Source organism: Lapillicoccus sp. (assembly GCF_025353065.1).
Taxonomy (GTDB): Bacteria; Actinomycetota; Actinomycetes; order Actinomycetales; family Dermatophilaceae; genus Lapillicoccus.
Window position 1 is genome coordinate 1 of sequence record NZ_JANXRJ010000186.1, and the last position, 18,580, is coordinate 18,580.

Below are 18,580 nucleotides of genomic sequence, written 5' to 3' on the forward strand. Positions count from 1 at the left end.
CCTCAGGCACGGTCGCCTCAGGCACGGTCGCCTCAGGCACGGTCGCCTCAGGCACGGTCGCCTCAGGCACGGTCGCCTCAGGCACGGTCGCCTCGGGCACGGCCTCGGGCTCGGTGACCTCGGGCACGGTGACCTCGGCAACGGTCGTCTCCGGCGTCGTCGTCTCGGGCGTGCCGGCGAGGTGGGTGAGGTCGCTCAGGTCGGGGACGTCGCTCGTGTCCTCATCCGACTTCGCGTCGTCGCGACGACGGCGCTGCTCCGCCTTGGCCTCCGCCTTCTTCTTCGTGGGGCCGAGGACCATGATCATGTTGCGACCGTCCTGCTTCGGGCTCGACTCGACGAAGGCGAGGTCGCCCACGTCCTCGGCGAGGCGCTGCAGGAGGCGGTAGCCGAGCTCCGGTCGGGACTGCTCCCGGCCGCGGAACATGATCGTCACCTTGACCTTGTCGCCGGCCTTGAGGAACCGCTCGACGTGGCCCTTCTTCGTGCCGTAGTCGTGCGGGTCGATCTTCGGCCTGAGCTTGATCTCCTTGATGACCGTGTTGACCTGGTTCTTGCGCGCTTCCCGGGCCTTCATTGCGGCTTCGTACTTGAACTTGCCGAAGTCCATGAGCTTGGCGACCGGGGGACGGGCCATCGGAGCGACCTCGACAAGATCGAGGTCTGCTTCCGCGGCCAGTCGCAGCGCGTCCTCGACGCGTACGATGCCCACCTGTTCGCCGTTGGGGCCGACCAAGCGCACTTCCGGGACCCGGATGCGCTCGTTGATACGAGGCTCGCTGATGTGATGCTCCTTCGTGTTGTGGAATGGTCCGACCCCGGCGGGTGTCCTGCCCCGCACCCCCCCTCGGGGGCGGCGGGCGACGAGAACGACGAGAAAGCTCCCCGTCACCGTCGGTGCACGAGGAGCTGGATCCTTCCGCCATGATCCGTGCTGTCGCCCCGTCGCCGTAGCGACGGGCCCGCAGGCTCCGGGCCACCACCCTGAGGTGGCTTTCGCGGCATACCGTGGGACGGACCGTGGACCCGGCGATCTCGCGATCGGCGCGGGTGGAAGCGATGAAGCCCCTCTTGCACGACGGACGCCGTTGCCGGCACCCGTCTGGTCAGCTCATACGATAGCAGCGACCGCCCGCAGGCCCGGCATCGGGCGATCGGTCACCCGTCACCCGTCACCCGACGGCCACGGACTTGCAGGCGATGAGCGAGTGCGTGCTCGGCGCCCTCACGCCGATCGCGTAGGCGCACACCTGGCTGGTCCCCGGTCCCGTCGTGCGCACCCGACCGGAGTAGCCGGTGCTCGGGCCGGCCCACGGAATCGCCCGCGTGACGTCGGGGCGGGCGCCGCCGGTCATCAGCCTCGTGCCCGCGGTCCCGCTGGGCCCGGTGATGTAGACGTCCACGGGCTCCGACGCGGTCGGCGCGGCGGGGTCGACCGCCCAGCCGCCCACCACCAGGCCACCCGCAGCGGTCCACGTCATCGAGTCGAGGGAGCCGATCGGAGCCGGCACGTCGACCGGGCGACAGGCGATCAGCCGGTTGCCGCCAGCGCCGACGTTGATGGAGTAGGCGCAGACCGTGTGACGCCCGGCCCCCGGGAGGGCGATCGTGCCGGTGAAACCGGAGTTCTGCCCGGTGCCGGGGAAGACGCGGGCGACGTCGGGACGGGCCCCGCCGGTGGCCAGGCGCACCCCCGCGGACGTCCCGTCGGGGCGCTGGTCGTAGACGTCGACGTCGATCACCTGCTGGGGCGAGTCGGGGTCGAAGGCCCAGCCGCCGACCGTGTAGGACACCCCGGACGGGCCGATCGCGAGCGACCCGCCGTCCCAGGACGCCGTCGGGGAGGGGTCGACGTAGGGAGGGTTGGCCCCGACGCCCAGCACACCCTGGGCGTAGGCCGAGGTCGTCGAGGTGCCCCGCGTGATCGTCAGGCAGAGCCAGTAGCGGCCTCCGGGCACCCCGGCGGTGTTCCAGACCGTCGTGTTGACCCCCGGCTGGACCGCGACGTCGCGCGCGACGGTGATCCCGTTGCAGCCGGTGCGGTCCGTGTCGGCGATGAGGGTCGCGGTGGAGCCCGGCGCGTAGGCCGCGTCGTCCCAGGCGATCGGGAAGGTCCCGGTCGTCGTGTAGTCCGAGCGGAGGGAGACGTTGTCGAGGTACCACCGGCGCGCCCCCCGGTCCTCGTTCGGGTCCCACCGCATCATGGTGACCGGCGACGGCGAGACGAACGCCGCGCTGTTGGTGCCGGGTTCGACGAGCGAGGCCGTCGGCATACCCATGTCGATGTTGACCGTCCGCGTCCCGGAGTAGGTGAGGATGTCGTCGGTCTGGCCGAAGCCGCCGTCCGCCCGCTGCCACACCACGCGGGCCATCGTGCCGCCGCCGGCAATGTCCTGCAGGTTGAAGGGCCCGTCGTAGGCGGAGGTGACCGTGAGGTTGTGGTAGATCGAGGTGTTGATGCCGCCCGCACCGAGGGCCAGCGAGACGTAGGGGTCGTTGGAGGTGTTGGTGGCGGCGAGCCGCCCTGCGAACGACACGTTCGTTGCGTTGCCGATGGTGGCGACGTCGGCCGAGCTCTGCATGTCCCACGGGTTGTGCTGCACCGTGGTGGCGAAGTCCCTGTCCCCCACGGCGTTCGGCGTCAGCACCTGCGGCAGGGGCGTGGTGGTGGTGATCGTCGTCCAGCCGGTGAATCCGGCGCCGCTCCGGACACCGATGCGGTAAGTGCCCGGCGGGAGCTGCGAGACGTTCCACGCACCGCTGCTGCTGGCGGCGAGCGGGGTCAGGACGCCGTATGCCGGAGAGCCGGTGGTGTTGTCGGCGTCGCTGCCGTTGCCGTCCCAGACCAGCGAGGCGACGGCGGACGTCGGGTTGGTGAACGGCACGGTGGTGCCGGTGCCCGGCTGCTCGATCCGGAACCAGTCGAGCTTGAAGTCGCTGCCCGCGGTGCCGGGGGAGACCGCGACCCGCATGCCGTTGATGCTGCCGGCATAGGCGAGGGGCCAGCCGGCGAAGACGGAGGCGTGCGGCGACAGGACATAGGTGTTCCACCCGGCCTGCAGCATGAAGGAGGTCCCGCCTCCGCAGCTCGAGGAGACGGCCCCTCCGGGGCAGTTGAACCACATCAGGCCTGCCGGGACGGCGCGGCTGGACCACGCCTGGAAGGTCACCGTCTGGTAGCGCGAGGCGTCGAGGGCGTTGCCGGGCGCGGCGCCGTCACGCCCGAGCAGGAGCGGACCGCCGTAGCCGCCCCAGATCGGCGAGATGTAGCCGTCGTTGGTGAAGTGTGCCGAGACCATCCCGCCCGAGATGCCGATCGGCGCGGCGTTCATCGTCGGGCCGGCGTCGAGGAGCAGGTCGCTGGCGTTGTTGTAGTCGAACGGGTCGGCGAAGTGGTCCGTCGCGTAGTCGTTCCCGGCCGGCGTCCCGGTCGCGGTGGCCACGCCGGGCAGGCTGGGCGTGCGGGGGGAGGCCGGCGCAGCCAGGGGGGCGGGCGCCGCCACGGACGCGAGCACCCCACCCGGGCTGCCGAGCAGGCCGAGGGTGAGGGCCACGAGGGCTCCCAGTGCAGCGGTGGTGCGGTGACGGCTCATTGCGGGCACTCCCTGTCCTGGCGCGGCTCAGGGCGTCTCCCCCAACCACCTCGACATCCGTTTCTCTCGAATATGGAGAAATCGGATAAATCGGTCTTCGGGAAGACTACGTCGTCGCGGCCGGATGCGCAGCACGATCTGCCCGGCCGACTGGTCTCGAGCGTTCCCCCCGCACCGCGGTCGGGCGTCCTTCAGCGGACGAGCAGGACGACGGCGTGGATGACGAGGCCCACCAGGCCGCCGACGATCGTGCCGTTGATCCGGATGAACTGCAGGTCGCGGCCGACGAAGAGCTCCACCCGGCTGGCGGTCTCCTTGCCGTCCCACCGGTTGATCGTCGAGCTGATCACCTCGGTGAGCTCCTGGCCGTAGCGCGCGACCATGAACACCACCGTGTCCGCGAGCAGGCCGTCGAGCCGGGCGCGCAGCTGGGGGTCCCCGTCGACCTGGGCAGCGAACCGGGAGACCTCGGAGCGGGCGCGGGCGCGCACGGGGCCGTCGACGTCGGCGAGCGCCGCGACGAAGGCAGTCCGGAAGGCCACCCAGAGCGACACCGCGGTCGCGAGCAGCTGCGGGTGGTCGAGGACGCGGTTCTTGAGCCGCTCGGCGCGCTCCATCGTCGCCGGGTCGTGGAGGAGGTCTTCCGACAGCTGGGCGAGCAGGTCGTCGAGGGCCTGCCGCGCCGGGTGCTCGGGGTCGTCGCGGATGTCGCTCACCCACCGCATCGCCTCGACGTGGGCCTTCTTGATGACGTAGTCGTTGACCATCTGGGGCGCCCACCAGGGCGCCCGCTCCTGCAGCACGGAGGAGAAGGTCAGCTCGTTGAGGTCGAGCCACCGGTAGGCCTCGGCGAGCGCGAGGTCGACCAGGCCGTAGTGCGCCCGGTCCTTGACGACCTCGCCGAGCAGGCTGCCCGCGATGGGGCTGATCGGTTCGGCGCGCAGCCGGGGCAGGACCGCCTCCTCGACGAGCTCGGCGACGGTCTCGTCCTTGAGCCGGTGGAGTCCGGACGTCACGACACCGGCCGCCTCGTCCACGACCCGCCTCGTGTTCGCCGGCTCGAGGAGCCACCGGGCGACGCGCTCGCTGACCCGGGCCGAGAGGACGCGTTCGCGGATGATCTCGTCGCGCAGGAAGTTCTCGGCCATGAAGTCCTGCAGGCTCTTGGCGAGCATGTCCTTGCGGCGCGGGATGATCGCGGTGTGCGGGATCGGCAGCCCCAGGGGGTGGCGGAAGAGCGCGGTGACGGCGAACCAGTCGGCGATCGCACCGACCATCGAGGCCTCGGCGCCGGCGTTGACGAATCCCCAGATGCCCTGGTCGGCGACCCGGACGGTCGCGAGGAAGACGACCGCGGCCAGGACCAGGAGCGAGAGCGCGATGAGGCGCATCTGCCGCAGGCCGCGACGCCGTTCCGCGTCGGCGGCCGGGTCGGACGCGATCGCCAGCGACAGCGTGGGCTGAGCAGTCACCGCGTCCTCCGTCTCCCCGGCATACCCGGTGCTCGTCCCGTCTGCTTCTCGCCACCCCGAACCTATCCCGGGCACCGGCGCGTCCCGTCCAACGCTCCGGGCCGCCGGGAGGTTTCCGGCGCGACTAGCGTGAGGGCGCATGACGACACCGATCTTCCACCTCGCCGAGCCCCAGGCCTGGACGGAGGCCGGCGCGAGCGGTCTGTATGCCGTGTCGACGCGCGGGCGCACCCTGGCGCAGGAGGGCTTCATCCACTGCTCGGAGGCGGCCCAGTGGCCGGTCGTTCGCCGGTCCTTCTACGCCGATGTGGAGACCGATCTGGTCCTCCTCGAGATCGACCCCACCCGGCTCTCCGCCCCGGTGGTGCGCGAGGTCGGCAACCCCGCGACGGGCGAGGAGTTCCCCCACGTCTACGGCCCGATCGAGGTCTCGGCGGTCGTCGCGACAGCCGTCCTGGCGCCGCCGCACGCCTGACGCCGTGCCGCCCGAACACGACCCGAACACGAGCGTGACCCGACCGTGGCCGGGCGCCACCGTCCGCGACGTAGAGTAGCCGGGTGTCGTCGCAGGCGCGTGAGCCGCTGGTCATGGTCGTCGAGGACGATCCCGCCATCGCCGCGATGATCACCCTGCAGCTCGAGATCTCGGGCTACCGCACGCACCTCGAGCGGGACGGCGTCGCGGCGCTCGCGGCGATCCGCAGCACGGCCCCGGATGCGGTGCTGCTCGACATCGGACTGCCCGGCATGGACGGCATCCAGGTCTGTCGGGCGTTGCGGGCAGAGGACAACTGGACGCCCATCCTCTTCGTCACGGCGCGCGACGACGAGGTCGACCGGATCGTCGGGCTCGAGCTCGGCGCCGACGACTACGTCACCAAGCCCTTCTCCCCGCGCGAGGTCATCGCGCGGATCGGGAGCGTGCTGCGTCGCAGCGCGGTGCGGCCGGAGGGACAGGGACGGGCCCTCGTGGTCGGCGCCGTGCGGCTCCTCCCCGAGCAACGCCAGGCCTTCGTCGACGGCACCGAGATCGCCTTCACCGCAACGGAGTTCGACCTCCTCGCCCACCTCATGGCGTCACCGAACCGGGTCTGGACACGCGACCAGCTGATGCGTCAGGTCTGGGGCTACGACTCCGCTGCCGGTCAACGGACCGTGGACGTCCACGTGGCCCAGGTGCGCGGCAAGCTCGGCGACCACGACGTCATCCGGACCGTGCGCGGCGTCGGGTATGCCGCGCAGCCGCCACAGGTGCGGTCGGCGGGGTGAGCGCGCCCGATCCCCCTACCGGGTCCCCGACCGGGTCCCCGACCGGCTCCCCTACCGGCTCCCCGAGACCCCGCCGGACCGGCCGGCGGTGGGGTCGGCGGACCACACTGCGCACCCGCATCGCCCTGCTGTCCGTCGGCATCGCGGTCCTGACCTCGATCGTGGGCGGCGTCATCAGCGTCAACCTCCTCCAGCGGGCCAGCGAGCAGACCGCGCGCGGCTCCTTGGCGGCCATCGCCGATGAGGCCCAGGCGACCGCGGCGACGGGGGTCAACGCCGAGGTCGGCCAGTCGCGGGCGCGACGGGCGCTGCAGTCGCTCAACATCCAGATCGCCGTGGTCCGCACGCCGGCGACGGGATCCCCCACCCTGGTCGGGGACACCCTCGCACGACGCGCGCTCACCCCCGAGCAGGTGACGTCGCTCCTCGCCGGCAACTCCTACTCGCTGCGCCTGCAACGCGGGGGGAACACGCTCCTCGTCGAGGCGCGACCGACCGGTGCCGGAGGGATCGTGCTCGCCCAGCGTCGCGGCGACGCCGTGGCGCTGGGCAGCCAGGCCCTGAGCCAGCTGACGTGGTCGCTCGTCGTCACGGGCCTCGTGGCAGTCGTCCTCGCCCTGCTCGTGGCCTGGCGCCTGTCCCTCCCCCTGCGCCGCACGGCCGCGGCCGCGAGCGCCCTCGCCCGGGGGGACCGGGACATCGCCGTGCCGGAGACCGGGCCCCGGGAGGTGGCCGACGTCGCCGGGTCGGTCAACCGGCTGGCCTCGGCGCTCAAGCACTCCGAGGCCCGGCAGCGCGAGTTCCTCCTGTCGGTCTCCCACGACCTGCGGACCCCGCTCACCGCGATCACGGGGTATGCCGAGTCGCTCGCCGACGGGGTCATCCCGCCGGATCGGCTCGCCATGGTCGGGACGGTGATCGGCGACGAGGCGAAGCGCCTCGAGCGGCTCGTCGCCGACCTGCTCGACCTCGCCCGCCTCGATGCCGCCGAGATGAGCATGCACCCGGTGCCCCTGGACCTCGCGGCGCTGGTCGACTCGGCGGGCGAGGTGTGGCAGCGCCGCTGCGCCGCCGAGGGCGTGACCTTCGCGACGCAGGTCCACGGCCGACCGGTGCCGGTCGTCGGCGACCCGCAACGACTACGGCAGGCGGTGGACGGGTTGCTCGAGAACGCGCTCCGGGTGACCCCCCAGGGGTCCCCGGTGCTGCTCGCGGTCGGTCTCGGCGCGGGTCCGGACACCGGGATGGCCGTGCTCCAGGTCCGGGACGGCGGACCGGGCCTCACCGACTCCGACCTCCCGGTCGCCTTCGACCGGTCGGTGCTCTACGAGCGCTACCGGGGGATGCGCCAGGTCGGGACCGGCCTCGGGCTGGCCATCGTCCACCGGATCATCGAGCGCCTCGGGGGCAGGGTCGAGGCCGGCCACGCACCCGAGGGTGGTGCGTCCTTCACGATCAGGCTCCCCCTCGAACCGGAGCCCCCGGCACCTCGACCGACCCACGGGCACACCAAGTCCTGACCACGCCCTGACACGTCTCGAACGTTGGCCCGGCACAGTAGTGGTCATGACGACAACGACCGCCTCCAGCGCAGACTGGGCTGCGACGGCGCGCCTCCTGCGGCGCAGCGGGTTCGGTGCCACGGGGGCAGAGATCGACGCGGCGTCCGCGATGGGCGCCCAGGCGTGGCTCGCGGCGGCGCTGGCCTCCGACCCCGAGAAGGATGCCGGCGCGGTGCGCACCCCGGTGCCGCAGCTCGCCATCCTCCCCAAGCCGAGCGGGCCGCCGGCGTCTCCCGAGCGCAAGGCCTACCAGAAGGCGCTGGTGGCGCAGGGCACCCAGCTCACCGCCTGGTGGCTGCGGCGCATGGTCGCCGTCGAGAACCCCCTCGGGGAGAAGCTGACGTTCGGCTGGCACAACCACTTCGCGACCGCGGAGTCCAAGGTCCGCTCCCCCGCCAACATGCTCGTCCAGAACACCGCGCTCCGGCGGCTCGGGCGAGGGTCCTTCACGCGGCTCGCCGAGACGATGGCCACCGACGGCGCCATGCTCAAGTGGCTCGACGGCAACACCAACACCGTGAAGGCGCCCAACGAGAACCTCTCCCGCGAGTTCATGGAGCTCTTCGCCCTCGGTCACGGAGACGGCTACACCGAGCAGGACGTCCGGGAGGGTGCGCGAGCGCTCACCGGGTGGACGGTCGGTCAGGACGGCGTCGTCGCCTTCGTGGCGAAGAAGCACGACACGGGCTCGAAGACGGTGCTCGGGACGACCGGCAACCTCGACATGGCCGGGTTCGTCGAGGCCGTCCTCAGCCGCCCGGCGTCGCCGGCCTTCGTGGCCACCCGCTGGTGGCAGCTGCTCGTCTCCCCCACCGCTCCGTCGGCGGCGTCGCTCCAGCGGGTCGTCGCGGCATACGGACCGGGGCGTGACCTGCGCGCGATGTTCGGCGCGATCCTCTCCGACCCCCAGGTCGCCCAGCAGGCGGGCTCGCTCGTCGTCACGCCGGTCGAGTGGGTCGTCGGGGCGATGCGGGCGCTTCAGGTGCCGCTCACCGAGACCACGGCGGGGAAGTTCATCTCGATCTTCCGGTCCCTGGGGCAGGTCCCCTTCGAGCCACCGAACGTGGCGGGCTGGCCGACGGGCCAGGCGTGGCTGTCCACCGCCTCGGCGCAGACGCGCTACCAGGCCGCCGTCCGGCTCGCCGCGGTCGGCAACCTCGAGGCGATCGCGTCGACCGCCCAGACCTCGCGCGTCGAGGCCGTGCGGCACCTCCTCGGCATCCCCACCCTGTCCGACCGCACCGCCGTCGCGCTGCGGACCGTCGCCAAGGACCCCAAGCGCCTCGTCGCCACGGCCCTGGTCAGCCCGGAATACCTGGTGAACTGATGGCTTCCATCCCCCCGCTCGACCCGACCAAGCCGATGGACGGGCTGACCCGTCGCACCCTGCTCAAGGCCTCGTGCGGCATCGGCGCCGCCGGCGTGCTCGCGGGAGCCGCTGCCGTGACGTGGGACCAGGTCATGCACCGCGCCGCGACGACCCCGCTGGCCGGCCAGACCCCCATCCTCGTCCTCGTGACGCTCTACGGCGGCAACGACGGCCTCAATACCGTTGTCCCGTATGCCGATGCGGCCTACCACGACTCACGCCCGGACCTTGCCTACGCGCCCGAGGAGGTCCTCCACCTCGACGACCAGCTCGGTCTCAACCCCGGGCTCAAGGGGCTGGCCGACCTGTGGAAGCAGAAGCAGCTCACCATCGTACGAGGTGTCGGATATCCCCAGCCCGACCACAGCCACTTCCGGTCGATGGACATCTGGCAGACCGCCGCCCCCGAGTCGCCGGTCGCCAGCGGCTGGATCGGCCGCTGGCTCGACGCCGCCGGCGGCGACCCGCTGCTCGCCCTCAACATCGGTGACGTGCTGCCCCCGCTCGCCGTCGGGGTCACGACCACAGCGGCGGCGCTGTCGCTCACCCCCGCCAAGGGCGGCACGGGCCGCGATGCCGCCCTGGCCGCCTTCGCCACGGTCGACCCCAGGGACACCGCGGCCGCCAAGCAGGTCGTTGCCTCGTATGCCGCCGTCGGCCGGGTCCAGACGACCTTCGCCGCCGCCGAGGCAGCCCCCGCAACCACCACCTCGACGGACCTCGAGGTCAAGGGCGGTCTCGACGTACAGCTCGCCCTGGTCGCCAGCTGCATCAAGGCCGGCGCCCCCACGCGGGTCTACGCCGTCTCCCTGGGCGGGTTCGACACCCACGCCGACGAGAAGACGGCGCAGACCATCCAGCTGACCCAGGTCGACAAGGCCCTGACCGCGTTCCGGGCGGCGCTCGCGGGACATCCCCGGGAGAAGGACGTCACGACGGTCGCCTACTCCGAGTTCGGCCGACGCGTCAAGGCCAACGCCTCCCAGGGCACCGACCACGGCACGGCGAGCAACGTCTTCGTCATGGGCGAGTCGGTCAAGGGCGGCTACGTCGGCGACCAGCCGTCGCTGACCGACCTCGACAACGGCGACCTCAAGTCGACGGTCGACTTCCGCGCCGTCTACGGCGACCTGCTCAGGTCCGTCCTCGGCGCCGACCCGGCGCGGGTCCTCGACAAGCAGTTCGCGCCGCTGGGTCTCATCGCCTGACGGGCCCACCCGTCCCGGCCGTTCAACCTGTCCCAACGACCGACCGCACGACAGAGCGACCGCACGACAGACCGACCGCACGACGACCGACCGCACGATCGAGGGCGCCGGCCACACCGGCCACGGCACGCCGCACACACCTCGACCACGTCCTCCGGGCGGGCCGAGGGGGATCAGGGGGCGCCCTCGATCGTGAAGGTCAGCCCGTCGACCCGCGCCCGGAGCTCGCCGTCCGTGGCCAGTCGCTCCCCGATCCGGGTCGCGACCTCGTTCACGGATGCTGCGTCGAGACCGGCGACCAGGACCAGGACCACGCGCAGGACCCCCGCACCCTCCGGGCTCCCCTCCTCGACCCGGTGGCCCACGACGGCGTCCTCGAGTGACACGGCCCGGTGGACCGAGCGGGCGACGAACGGGTCCTCGTGGGGCGGGAGCCACTGCTGTCCCTGCGCGAGCGCCCACACCATGCTGGACCGGATCTCCGTGGTCAGCGGCGACCCGAGGTCGACGACGAGGACGTCGCACCCCTCCGCCACCGCCGACCGGGCTACCCGGACGGCGTCGACGGGGACGGGCCGGGCCGAGGCGTCCCAGCGCGCGAGGGCGGCAGCGCTCGTGAAGACCGGGAGCGCCCGACGCCCGTCGGGAGAGGTGATGGTCACCACGGCCATGTCGGTGGACTTCTCCACGGCGAGGCCTTGCCCCCCGTCGCCGACCTCGGTCGGCGCCGCGACGATCGGCACGATCCACCGGGCCGCCGCCGCGGTCCTCGCCAGCTCGCGGTCGTGGTCCGCGCAGGGGTGGCCCGCTCGCGCGACCAGGGCCGCGACGAGGTCGTCGTCGGGGGAGCCGTCGTCGCCGCCGAAGCCGCTGTCCGGGAGCGTCCGGCCGGCCCACGGCATACCGGCGCTGTCGGTCGCCCTGTCGGTCGCCCTGTCAGTCGCCCTGTCAGTCGCCCTGTCGTTCGCTAGGGACGAATCGTCAACGCTGGCAACGTTCTCAGCGTCATACGCGCCAGTCCTGGGGTCGTCCCGCGGCTCGCGCGTCGTCACGGCTCATCGACCACGAGTGGGCGGAGTGGTTGCAGGGGGCTGGCCACGACGGCCTCGACCTCGATCTCGACCCGCATGTCCGGGTGCAGCAGACCGGCGACGATGACCATCGTCGCGACCGGTCGGTGGGGGCCGAAGACCTGACCGTGGACGGCGCCGACGGCGCCGCAGTCGCGGCGGTGGGTGAGATACATCCGGGTGCGCACGACGTCCTCGAGCCGGCCGCCGAGCTCGGCGACGGCTCCCATCGCGGTGTCGATGGCGACCCGCAGCTGGGCCCCGGGGTCGCCCGGGTGGCGGACCTTGCCGTCCAGCGTCGAGGTGCACCCGGACACGAGGATCTGGTCGCCGACCCGGAGGGCGCGGCAGTAGCCGAACTGCGACTCCCACGTTCCGCCGGAGTCGACCCGGCGCCGATCTCCGCTGTCGGTCACGGGCGACCCGCCACGTCGAGGACCTCGGGGAGGGTGAACGCCCCGCGGTAGAGCGCGGAGCCGATGATGGCGCCCTCGACACCGGCAGCGACGAGGAGGCGCAGGGCGCCCACGTCCTCGAGGGTGGAGACCCCGCCCGAGGCGACGACCGGTCGGTCGGTGCGGTCGCACACGTCGGCGAGCAGCGCGAGGTTGGGACCGGCGAGCATCCCGTCCTTGTTGACGTCGGTGACGACGTAGCGGGAGCAGCCCTCGCGGTCGAGCCGGGCGAGGGTCTCCCAGAGGTCACCGCCGTCCTGCGTCCAGCCGCGCGCGGCGAGGGTCGTGCCGCGCACGTCGAGGCCCACGGCGATGCGGTCGCCGTGGTCGGCGATGGCCGAGGCGGTCCACGCGGGGTCCTCGAGCGCGGCGGTCCCGAGGTTGACCCGGCGGCAGCCGGTCGCGAGGGCCACCTCGAGGGTCGCCGCGTCACGGATGCCGCCGGACAGCTCGACCTTGATGTCGAGCCTCCCGACGATCGCGTCGATGACCTCGCGGTTGCTCCCCCGGCCGAACGCCGCGTCGAGGTCGACGAGGTGGAGCCACTCCGCGCCCTGCTCCTGCCACGCGAGGGCGGCGGCGAGGGGGTCGCCGAACTCGCCTCCGGTGCCGCTCACGCCCTGGACGAGCTGCACGGCCCGACCGCCCGCGATGTCGACCGCCGGGAGCAGCTCGAGACGGGGCGTGGTGGTGATGTCGTTCACGAGCAGGGCTCTCCTTGATGGACGGTGGTCGCCGCCGTCACAGCGAACGGACCCAGTTCTCGAGCAGGTGGGCGCCGGCGTCGCCGGACTTCTCGGGGTGGAACTGGGTCGCGCTGAGCGGACCGTTCTCGACGGCGGCGACGAAGTCGGTGCCGTGGGTCGCCCAGGTGACCTTGGGGGCGACGGCGGCGAAGGCGCCCTCGGGATGCAGGTGCCAGGCCAAGGCGGCATACGAGTGGACGAAGTAGAAGCGCTGGTCCTCGACGCCGGCGAACAGGCGGGTGCCCTCGGGGACCCGCACGGACGACCACCCCATGTGCGGCACGACCGGGGCGTCGAGCCGGTCGACGCTCCCCGGCCACTGGCCCAGCCCCTCCTCGGGCTGACCGCCGGCGGACTCGGAGGACCCGTCGAAGAGGGCCTGCATCCCGACGCAGACCCCGAGGACCGGACGGCCCCCCGCGAGCCGGATGTCGATGACGCGCGGCCCGTCGGCGGCCCGCAGCCCCCGCAGGCAGGCATGGAAGTTGCCGACGCCCGGGACGAAGAGACCGTCGGCCGCCAGCGCGGCGGCGGCGTCGCCGGTGAGCTCGACGTCGGCGCCGACGCGCTCGAGCGCTCGGACCGCGGAGTGGACGTTGCCGCTGCCGTAGTCGAGGACGACGACGTGTGGACGGGCTGCTGGTGCCGTCATGGCCGCCCTCCCGTCTCCTCACGCCAGGACGCGTCCTCGGTGACCATCCGGGTGAAGGCCGCGACGCGGGAGGGCGACGGTTCGACGAGATGGGTTCCCGGCACCGTGGAGGTGGGCTGCGTCGACCCGGGGCTCGCGGGGCGCCGGGGGTCGTGGGGGTCCGAGCGGTCCTCCAGGATCTGGAGCCGCTCGAGCAGCTCGCCCCCCGGCAGGCCGAGCACGTCGAGGACGCCGCGCAACACGGACCGGGCGTCACCGGCCGGGTCGTGGACGATCTCGGCGAGGGCCGCGACAGCTCCGGGACGGACGGCGCCCACGCTGCCGGCCAGGTGGACGAGGTCGGACAGCCGGGCGGTGGGGAGCCCTCCGGGCCGGACCAGCCCGGTGCCGGGACGCCAGGCGACCCACCGCTGCACGGCCCGCCACCGCGCCGGCGTGACGGCGACGAGCGCCTGGTCGCCGACCACGGCCACCCCGATGCACGGACGCATCGAGTGCGGCACGGGTCGGGCGAGGAGGACGCTCACGGAGTTGTCGTAGGGCGGCGGCGCGGCGCTCGTGGCGGTCACCGGTACGACCGCTGTCCACCCGTCGCGCAGCAGGACGACGCGCACCGTCGTGAGGCCGCCCTCGGTCCACGACCGTGCCGCGTCGGCAGCTCCCCTCACCAGGAGCAGACCGCTCGGAGGTCGCTTCACGATCTCACCGGCATACCCGGAGCGCCGCACTCACGTCGAGAGACTGCCCTTGGCACTCGGCACCCCGGTCACGCGCGGGTCGCGCTCGACAGCCGCCCGCAAGGCCCGCGCGAACGCCTTGAACTGCGCCTCGACGATGTGGTGGGGGTCGCGGCCGGCGAGCACCCGCACGTGCAGGGCGATGGCGGCGTGGTGGGTGATGCTCTCGAAGACGTGGCGGGTCATCGACCCGGTGAAGTGGCCGCCGATCAGGACGTACTGCTGGCCCTCCGGCTCGCCCTCGTGGACGAGGTAGGGGCGGCCGGACAGGTCCACGACCGCCTGGACGAGTGCCTCGTCGAGCGGGATGGTCGCGTCGCCGAAGCGGGAGATACCGCGCTTGTCGCCGAGGGCCTCGCGCAGGGCCTGTCCGAAGACGATGGCGACGTCCTCGACCGTGTGGTGGACGTCGACGTCGACGTCGCCCGTGGCCTTGACCGTGAGGTCGAGCAGCGAGTGCTTGGAGAGCGATCGGAGCATGTGGTCGTAGAAGGGCACGCCGGTGGAGACGTCGGACTCGCCCGTCCCGTCGAGGTCGAGGACGAGGTCGACGGACGACTCGCTCGTGGTGCGGGTCAGGTGCGCCCGCCGCTCCGGGCGGGCGGCGGCGGCACTGGCCGACGTCGCTGCGTCGCTGGACGACATCAGTGCTCCTTGCGCTCCGGTTCGGCGGTGGGGGTGGTCGCGTTCGATCGGTGCGAGTCTGGCAGATCGGCCATCGCGACGAGGAACGCATCCGTCTCCTGCGGCGTGCCGGCCGTGACCCGGAGGTAGCCCGCCAGGCCGACGTCGCGCACGAGGACCCCGTGCTCCAACAGCGCCCGCCACGTGGCCGCGGCGTCGGCGAGCCCGCCGAAGAGGACGAAGTTCGCGTCGCTGGCCACGGGCGGGTAGCCCAGCCGGCCGAGCTCGCCGACGATGCGGTCGCGCTGCGCCTTGATCGCCTCGACCGTCTCGAGCAACGACGCGTGGTGGCCGATCGCCGCGAGCGCCGTGGCCTGCGTCGGCGCGGAGAGGTGGTAGGGCAGCCGGACGAGCCGGAGCGCGTCGAGGACGTCGGACGAGGCGGCGAGGTAGCCGAGCCGCGCTCCGGCGAGGGCGAAGGCCTTGCTCATCGTGCGGGTGACGACGAGGAGCGGGTAGTCGGCCAGGAGGGTCACCGCGCTCGGCGTGCCCGGACGGGCGAACTCGGCGTAGGCCTCGTCGACCACCACGAGCGACGTCGGGGCGGCGGCGAGGACGCCCTTGACGACATCGAGATCGAGCGCCGTGCCGGTGGGGTTGTTGGGCGAGCAGAGGAAGACCAGGTGCGGCTGCACGGCGCGCACCTGCTCGATCGCCGACTCGGCGGTGAGGTCGAAGACGCCCGAGGGTGCCCCGCGCATCCCGTCGACCCACCTGGTGCCCATCGTGCGGGCGATGATCGGGTGCATCGAGTAGGCCGGGGTGAAGCCGAGCGCGGTGCGACCGGCGCCGCCGAAGGCCTGCACGAGGTGCTGGAGCACCTCGTTGGAGCCGTTGCCCGCCCACAGCTGCTCGGGGGGGAGCGGGACACCGGTCTGCTTCGAGAGATAGTCCGCGAGCGCCGTTCGCAGAGCAGTGAACTCGCGGTCCGGGTAGCGGTTGAGGTGGCCGGCGACCTCGCCGACGGCGGCAGTGATTGCCGCGACGACGTCGGGCGGGACGTCGTAGGAGTTCTCGTTGGTGTTCAGCCGCACCGGCACCTCGAGCTGCGGTGCGCCGTATGCCGTCTGCCCCCGCAGCTCCTCGCGGAGCAGCCGGGTGACGAGGTCGTTCACGAGACGGGGTGGTTCATGACACCGCGCTGTCGGTGGCCCGGGGGACCGCATCGCCGAAGCGGGCGGTGACCGCCTCGCCGTGGGCCGGCAGGTCCTCGGACTCGGCGAGCGTCACGACGTGGTGGGCCACGTCGCGCAGCGCGGGCTCGTCGTAGGTCACGACGTGGATGCCGCGCAGGAAGGACTGCACCGACAGGCCACTGCTGTGGCACGCGCAGCCCGCGGTGGGCAGTACGTGGTTGGAGCCCGCGGCGTAGTCACCGAGGCTGACGGGGGCGAAGGCCCCGACGAAGACGGCGCCGGCGTTGCGGATGCGGGACGCGACGCTGGCCGCGTCGCGGGTCTGGATCTCGAGGTGCTCGGCGGCATACGCGTTGCAGACGGCGAGTCCGGCCGTCACGTCGTCGACGAGCACGATGCGCGACTGCGCGCCCGCGAGGGCGGTCGTCACCCGCTCGCTGTGCTTGGTCTGCGGGACCCGTCGAGCGAGGGCCACCTCGACCGCGTCGGCGAGCGGCTCGCTGTCGGTGACCAGGACCGCCGCCGCCAGCGGGTCGTGCTCGGCCTGGCTGATGAGGTCGGCGGCCACGTGCTCCGGGTCGGCACTGTCGTCGGCGAGGACCGCGATCTCGGTGGGACCGGCCTCGGCGTCGATGCCGATGAGGCCCTTGAGGAGGCGCTTCGCGGCGACGACCCAGATGTTGCCGGGGCCGGTGACGAGGGAGACGGGCTCGCAGACGACCGGGGTCTGGCCGTCGCCTTCCTCGTCGTCGAAGCCGTAGGCGAACATGGCGACCGCCTGGGCGCCGCCCACGGCATACACCTCGTCGACGCCGAGCAGGGCACAGGCCGCGAGGATCGTCGGGTTGGGGTAGCCGGTGAAGACGCCGACGTTCTCCTTCTGCGGGGGGCTCGTGACCGCGAGCGAGGTGACCCCGGCGAGCTGGGCCGGCACGACGTTCATCACGACGCTGGAGGGGTAGACCGCGATCCCGCCGGGGACGTAGAGGCCGACCCGGTCGACGGGCACCCACCGCTCGGTGACCGTGCCGCCGACGACGACCTGCGTGGTGGTGTCGGTGCGGCGCTGGTCGGCGTGGACGAGCCTGGCCCGTCGGATCGACTCCTCGAGGGCCGCGCGCAGGGCCGGGTCGAGCTGGTCGAGCGCCGCCTGCAGGACCTCGGCGGGCACCCGCAGCCGGGTCGGCCGGACCCCGTCGAACCGCTCGGACAGGTCACGCAGCGCGGTCGCCCCCCGCAGGCGGACGTCCTCGACGATCGGCCGCACCTGCTCGAGGGCGGCCTCCACGTCGAAAGCGGCGCGGGGCAGGGCCTTCCGCAGGGCGCGTACCTCGAGCGGGCGACCCCGGAGGTCGAGTCGGGAGATCATGACCCGATTCTATTCGGCCCTCGTCCGAGTCGCGCCACGCCTCCCGCCTCAGCCCTCCCCACTGAGGTAGTTTGGCGGGGCAGTAGCTGCTCGAGAAGACCTCGAACGGGGACGAAGGTGCCGCTGCTGCGGAGGGGAAACGTCGGCGCATGTCATCCGCGACGCGATCCGGATCGTGAAGGTCCTCCGCCACCCGCCGCCGCAGGCGGACCCCTGTGGTCCGCAGCGCGTCCTCGCGGAGCTTCTCCTCGAACAGGGCCTGGTTCGGACGACCCGTGGTGCCGGCGATCTCGTCGCCGTACTTCGCTCGGCCGTCGTACTCCTCACCGAGGACCCGCGCTCCGTCAGGGAACTCCTGGCCCCCTTCCTTCTGCGGCCAGGCGAAGTCGAGAAAGAACTGTCCTCGCTCCGTCTCGACCGGGAACTGGCATACCGGGCGGGGCAGACCCCGCGAGAGCGCCACCCACCGAAGCCTGCTCTCCCCGGCCGACTCGGCGAACCCGTCGGCTGCCGCCAGCACCGCCCGGCCGCGGGCGATCCCCCGCCACCCTTTCTTCGGCACGAGGCGGCCCTGGATCAGGCGGCGGTGCTCCTCGAGGCGGATCTCGCTGGCCACCCGGTCGAACCGATCCGGCCGAGCAAGAACGCGTAGCCCGCTGTCCGCCACGAGCAGCCCCTCGCGCGGCGTGAGGAAGCGTGCACAGTCCTCGATGGTGCGCTCCAGCGAGGTAACCGGCAGCCCCTCGATCGCGACGACATCGGCCTCCTCCCACTGCGCCACGTGACGCCGGAGGCCGAGGACGTCGTTGTCGCGTGGTTTCGTCCTCTGGGTGATGTGGGTGTCCCCGTCGAGCCGACCGACCCAGCAGCCGTGCACCAGCGCCGCCGTCTGGTGGCTGAGGACATGGTCACATCCCAGGGTCCCGACGACCCCGACGGCATGGGCGAGCGCGACCTCCATCTCTCGCTCCCAGGTGTCAGCGGCGTTCGAGGGCGTGAAGTAGGCCCCCTCTCGCACACGGACGATCTCGCCGGAAGCAACGAGCGGGCGGAGCGCGGCATACCCGAACTCGTCGGCGAACAGCACCCTCGGGAGGGTCGGTCGAGAGGGAAAATCGGGAGGCATGGACCACAGCATGCGGTCCGGTGAATGGTGCCGGAAGGGGAGGAATCTTGGCTGTGGAAAGTGGGACGCAGGACGGCCCCCCTGTGGACAACGGGCCGAGAACACACGCGTTCTGCTGAGGTCGTGGTCTGG

17 protein-coding genes are annotated in these 18,580 nt (G+C 72.5%); 5 read left to right on the forward strand and 12 right to left on the reverse strand.

The genetic code is table 11. The features are described 5' to 3' along the window. From infC to Q0R63_RS14460, 3 genes are all read right to left on the reverse strand, one after another. Positions 1-841 (reverse strand): translation initiation factor IF-3 (gene infC, locus Q0R63_RS14450; RefSeq protein ID WP_295698674.1); only part of this gene is annotated, 841 nt, incomplete at its 3' end. A gap of 331 nt (positions 842-1,172) precedes the next feature. Further along, complete coding sequence (locus Q0R63_RS14455) at positions 1,173-3,593, reverse strand: hypothetical protein (protein ID WP_295698635.1); 2,421 nt, start codon at positions 3,591-3,593, stop codon at positions 1,173-1,175. Between the two features lie 191 nt (positions 3,594-3,784). After that, a complete protein-coding gene (locus Q0R63_RS14460; protein WP_295698636.1) occupies positions 3,785-5,065 on the reverse strand; it encodes a DUF445 domain-containing protein in 1,281 nt (426 codons plus the stop codon). Between the two features lie 139 nt (positions 5,066-5,204). Here Q0R63_RS14460 and Q0R63_RS14465 point away from each other — a divergent pair, with 139 nt between their 5' ends. From Q0R63_RS14465 to Q0R63_RS14485, 5 genes are all read left to right on the forward strand, one after another. Then, positions 5,205-5,540: a DUF952 domain-containing protein gene (locus Q0R63_RS14465; RefSeq protein ID WP_295698638.1), complete on the forward strand. Its 336-nt coding sequence runs from the start codon at positions 5,205-5,207 to the stop codon at positions 5,538-5,540. 83 nt (positions 5,541-5,623) lie between these two features. Then, on the forward strand, positions 5,624-6,334 hold the full coding sequence (locus Q0R63_RS14470) for a response regulator transcription factor (RefSeq protein ID WP_295698641.1): 711 nt from the start codon (positions 5,624-5,626) through the stop codon (positions 6,332-6,334). Continuing rightward, a complete protein-coding gene (locus Q0R63_RS14475) occupies positions 6,331-7,854 on the forward strand; it encodes a HAMP domain-containing sensor histidine kinase (RefSeq protein ID WP_295698643.1) in 1,524 nt (507 codons plus the stop codon). The genes Q0R63_RS14470 and Q0R63_RS14475 overlap by 4 nt, the downstream gene beginning before the upstream one ends. A 46-nt stretch (positions 7,855-7,900) precedes the next feature. After that, a complete protein-coding gene (locus Q0R63_RS14480) occupies positions 7,901-9,223 on the forward strand; it encodes a DUF1800 domain-containing protein (RefSeq protein ID WP_295698646.1) in 1,323 nt (440 codons plus the stop codon). Further along, the gene (locus tag Q0R63_RS14485; RefSeq protein ID WP_295698649.1) at positions 9,223-10,473 is read left to right on the forward strand and encodes a DUF1501 domain-containing protein; all 1,251 of its coding nucleotides are present in this window, start codon (positions 9,223-9,225) and stop codon (positions 10,471-10,473) included. The genes Q0R63_RS14480 and Q0R63_RS14485 overlap by 1 nt, the downstream gene beginning before the upstream one ends. A 173-nt stretch (positions 10,474-10,646) precedes the next feature. Here Q0R63_RS14485 and Q0R63_RS14490 read toward each other — a convergent pair whose 3' ends face one another. From Q0R63_RS14490 to Q0R63_RS14530, 9 genes are all read right to left on the reverse strand, one after another. Further along, on the reverse strand, positions 10,647-11,375 hold the full coding sequence (locus Q0R63_RS14490) for an SseB family protein (RefSeq protein ID WP_295698652.1): 729 nt from the start codon (positions 11,373-11,375) through the stop codon (positions 10,647-10,649). A gap of 146 nt (positions 11,376-11,521) precedes the next feature. Continuing rightward, on the reverse strand, positions 11,522-11,959 hold the full coding sequence (locus Q0R63_RS14495; RefSeq protein ID WP_295698654.1) for a RidA family protein: 438 nt from the start codon (positions 11,957-11,959) through the stop codon (positions 11,522-11,524). Next, complete coding sequence (gene priA / locus Q0R63_RS14500; protein WP_295698677.1) at positions 11,956-12,693, reverse strand: bifunctional 1-(5-phosphoribosyl)-5-((5-phosphoribosylamino)methylideneamino)imidazole-4-carboxamide isomerase/phosphoribosylanthranilate isomerase PriA; 738 nt, start codon at positions 12,691-12,693, stop codon at positions 11,956-11,958. The genes Q0R63_RS14495 and priA overlap by 4 nt, the downstream gene beginning before the upstream one ends. Before the next feature lie 46 nt (positions 12,694-12,739). Continuing rightward, entirely contained in the window at positions 12,740-13,396 is a 657-nt protein-coding gene (gene hisH / locus Q0R63_RS14505; RefSeq protein WP_295698658.1) for an imidazole glycerol phosphate synthase subunit HisH, read from the reverse strand. Further along, complete coding sequence (locus Q0R63_RS14510) at positions 13,393-14,094, reverse strand: hypothetical protein (protein ID WP_295698661.1); 702 nt, start codon at positions 14,092-14,094, stop codon at positions 13,393-13,395. Before Q0R63_RS14510 ends, hisH begins: the two co-directional genes overlap by 4 nt. A 30-nt stretch (positions 14,095-14,124) precedes the next feature. Further along, the gene (hisB, locus tag Q0R63_RS14515) at positions 14,125-14,778 is read right to left on the reverse strand and encodes an imidazoleglycerol-phosphate dehydratase HisB (RefSeq protein WP_295698663.1); all 654 of its coding nucleotides are present in this window, start codon (positions 14,776-14,778) and stop codon (positions 14,125-14,127) included. After that, a complete protein-coding gene (locus Q0R63_RS14520) occupies positions 14,778-15,932 on the reverse strand; it encodes a histidinol-phosphate transaminase (RefSeq protein ID WP_295698666.1) in 1,155 nt (384 codons plus the stop codon). The genes hisB and Q0R63_RS14520 overlap by 1 nt, the downstream gene beginning before the upstream one ends. A 13-nt stretch (positions 15,933-15,945) precedes the next feature. Then, positions 15,946-17,241 carry a histidinol dehydrogenase gene (hisD, locus tag Q0R63_RS14525; protein WP_295698668.1) on the reverse strand — a complete coding sequence of 432 codons (1,296 nt, stop codon included), beginning with the start codon at positions 17,239-17,241 and terminating at the stop codon, positions 15,946-15,948. Next, the gene (locus Q0R63_RS14530; RefSeq protein WP_295698671.1) at positions 17,168-18,409 is read right to left on the reverse strand and encodes a hypothetical protein; all 1,242 of its coding nucleotides are present in this window, start codon (positions 18,407-18,409) and stop codon (positions 17,168-17,170) included. Before Q0R63_RS14530 ends, hisD begins: the two co-directional genes overlap by 74 nt. Positions 18,410-18,580: the final 171 nt, after the last annotated feature.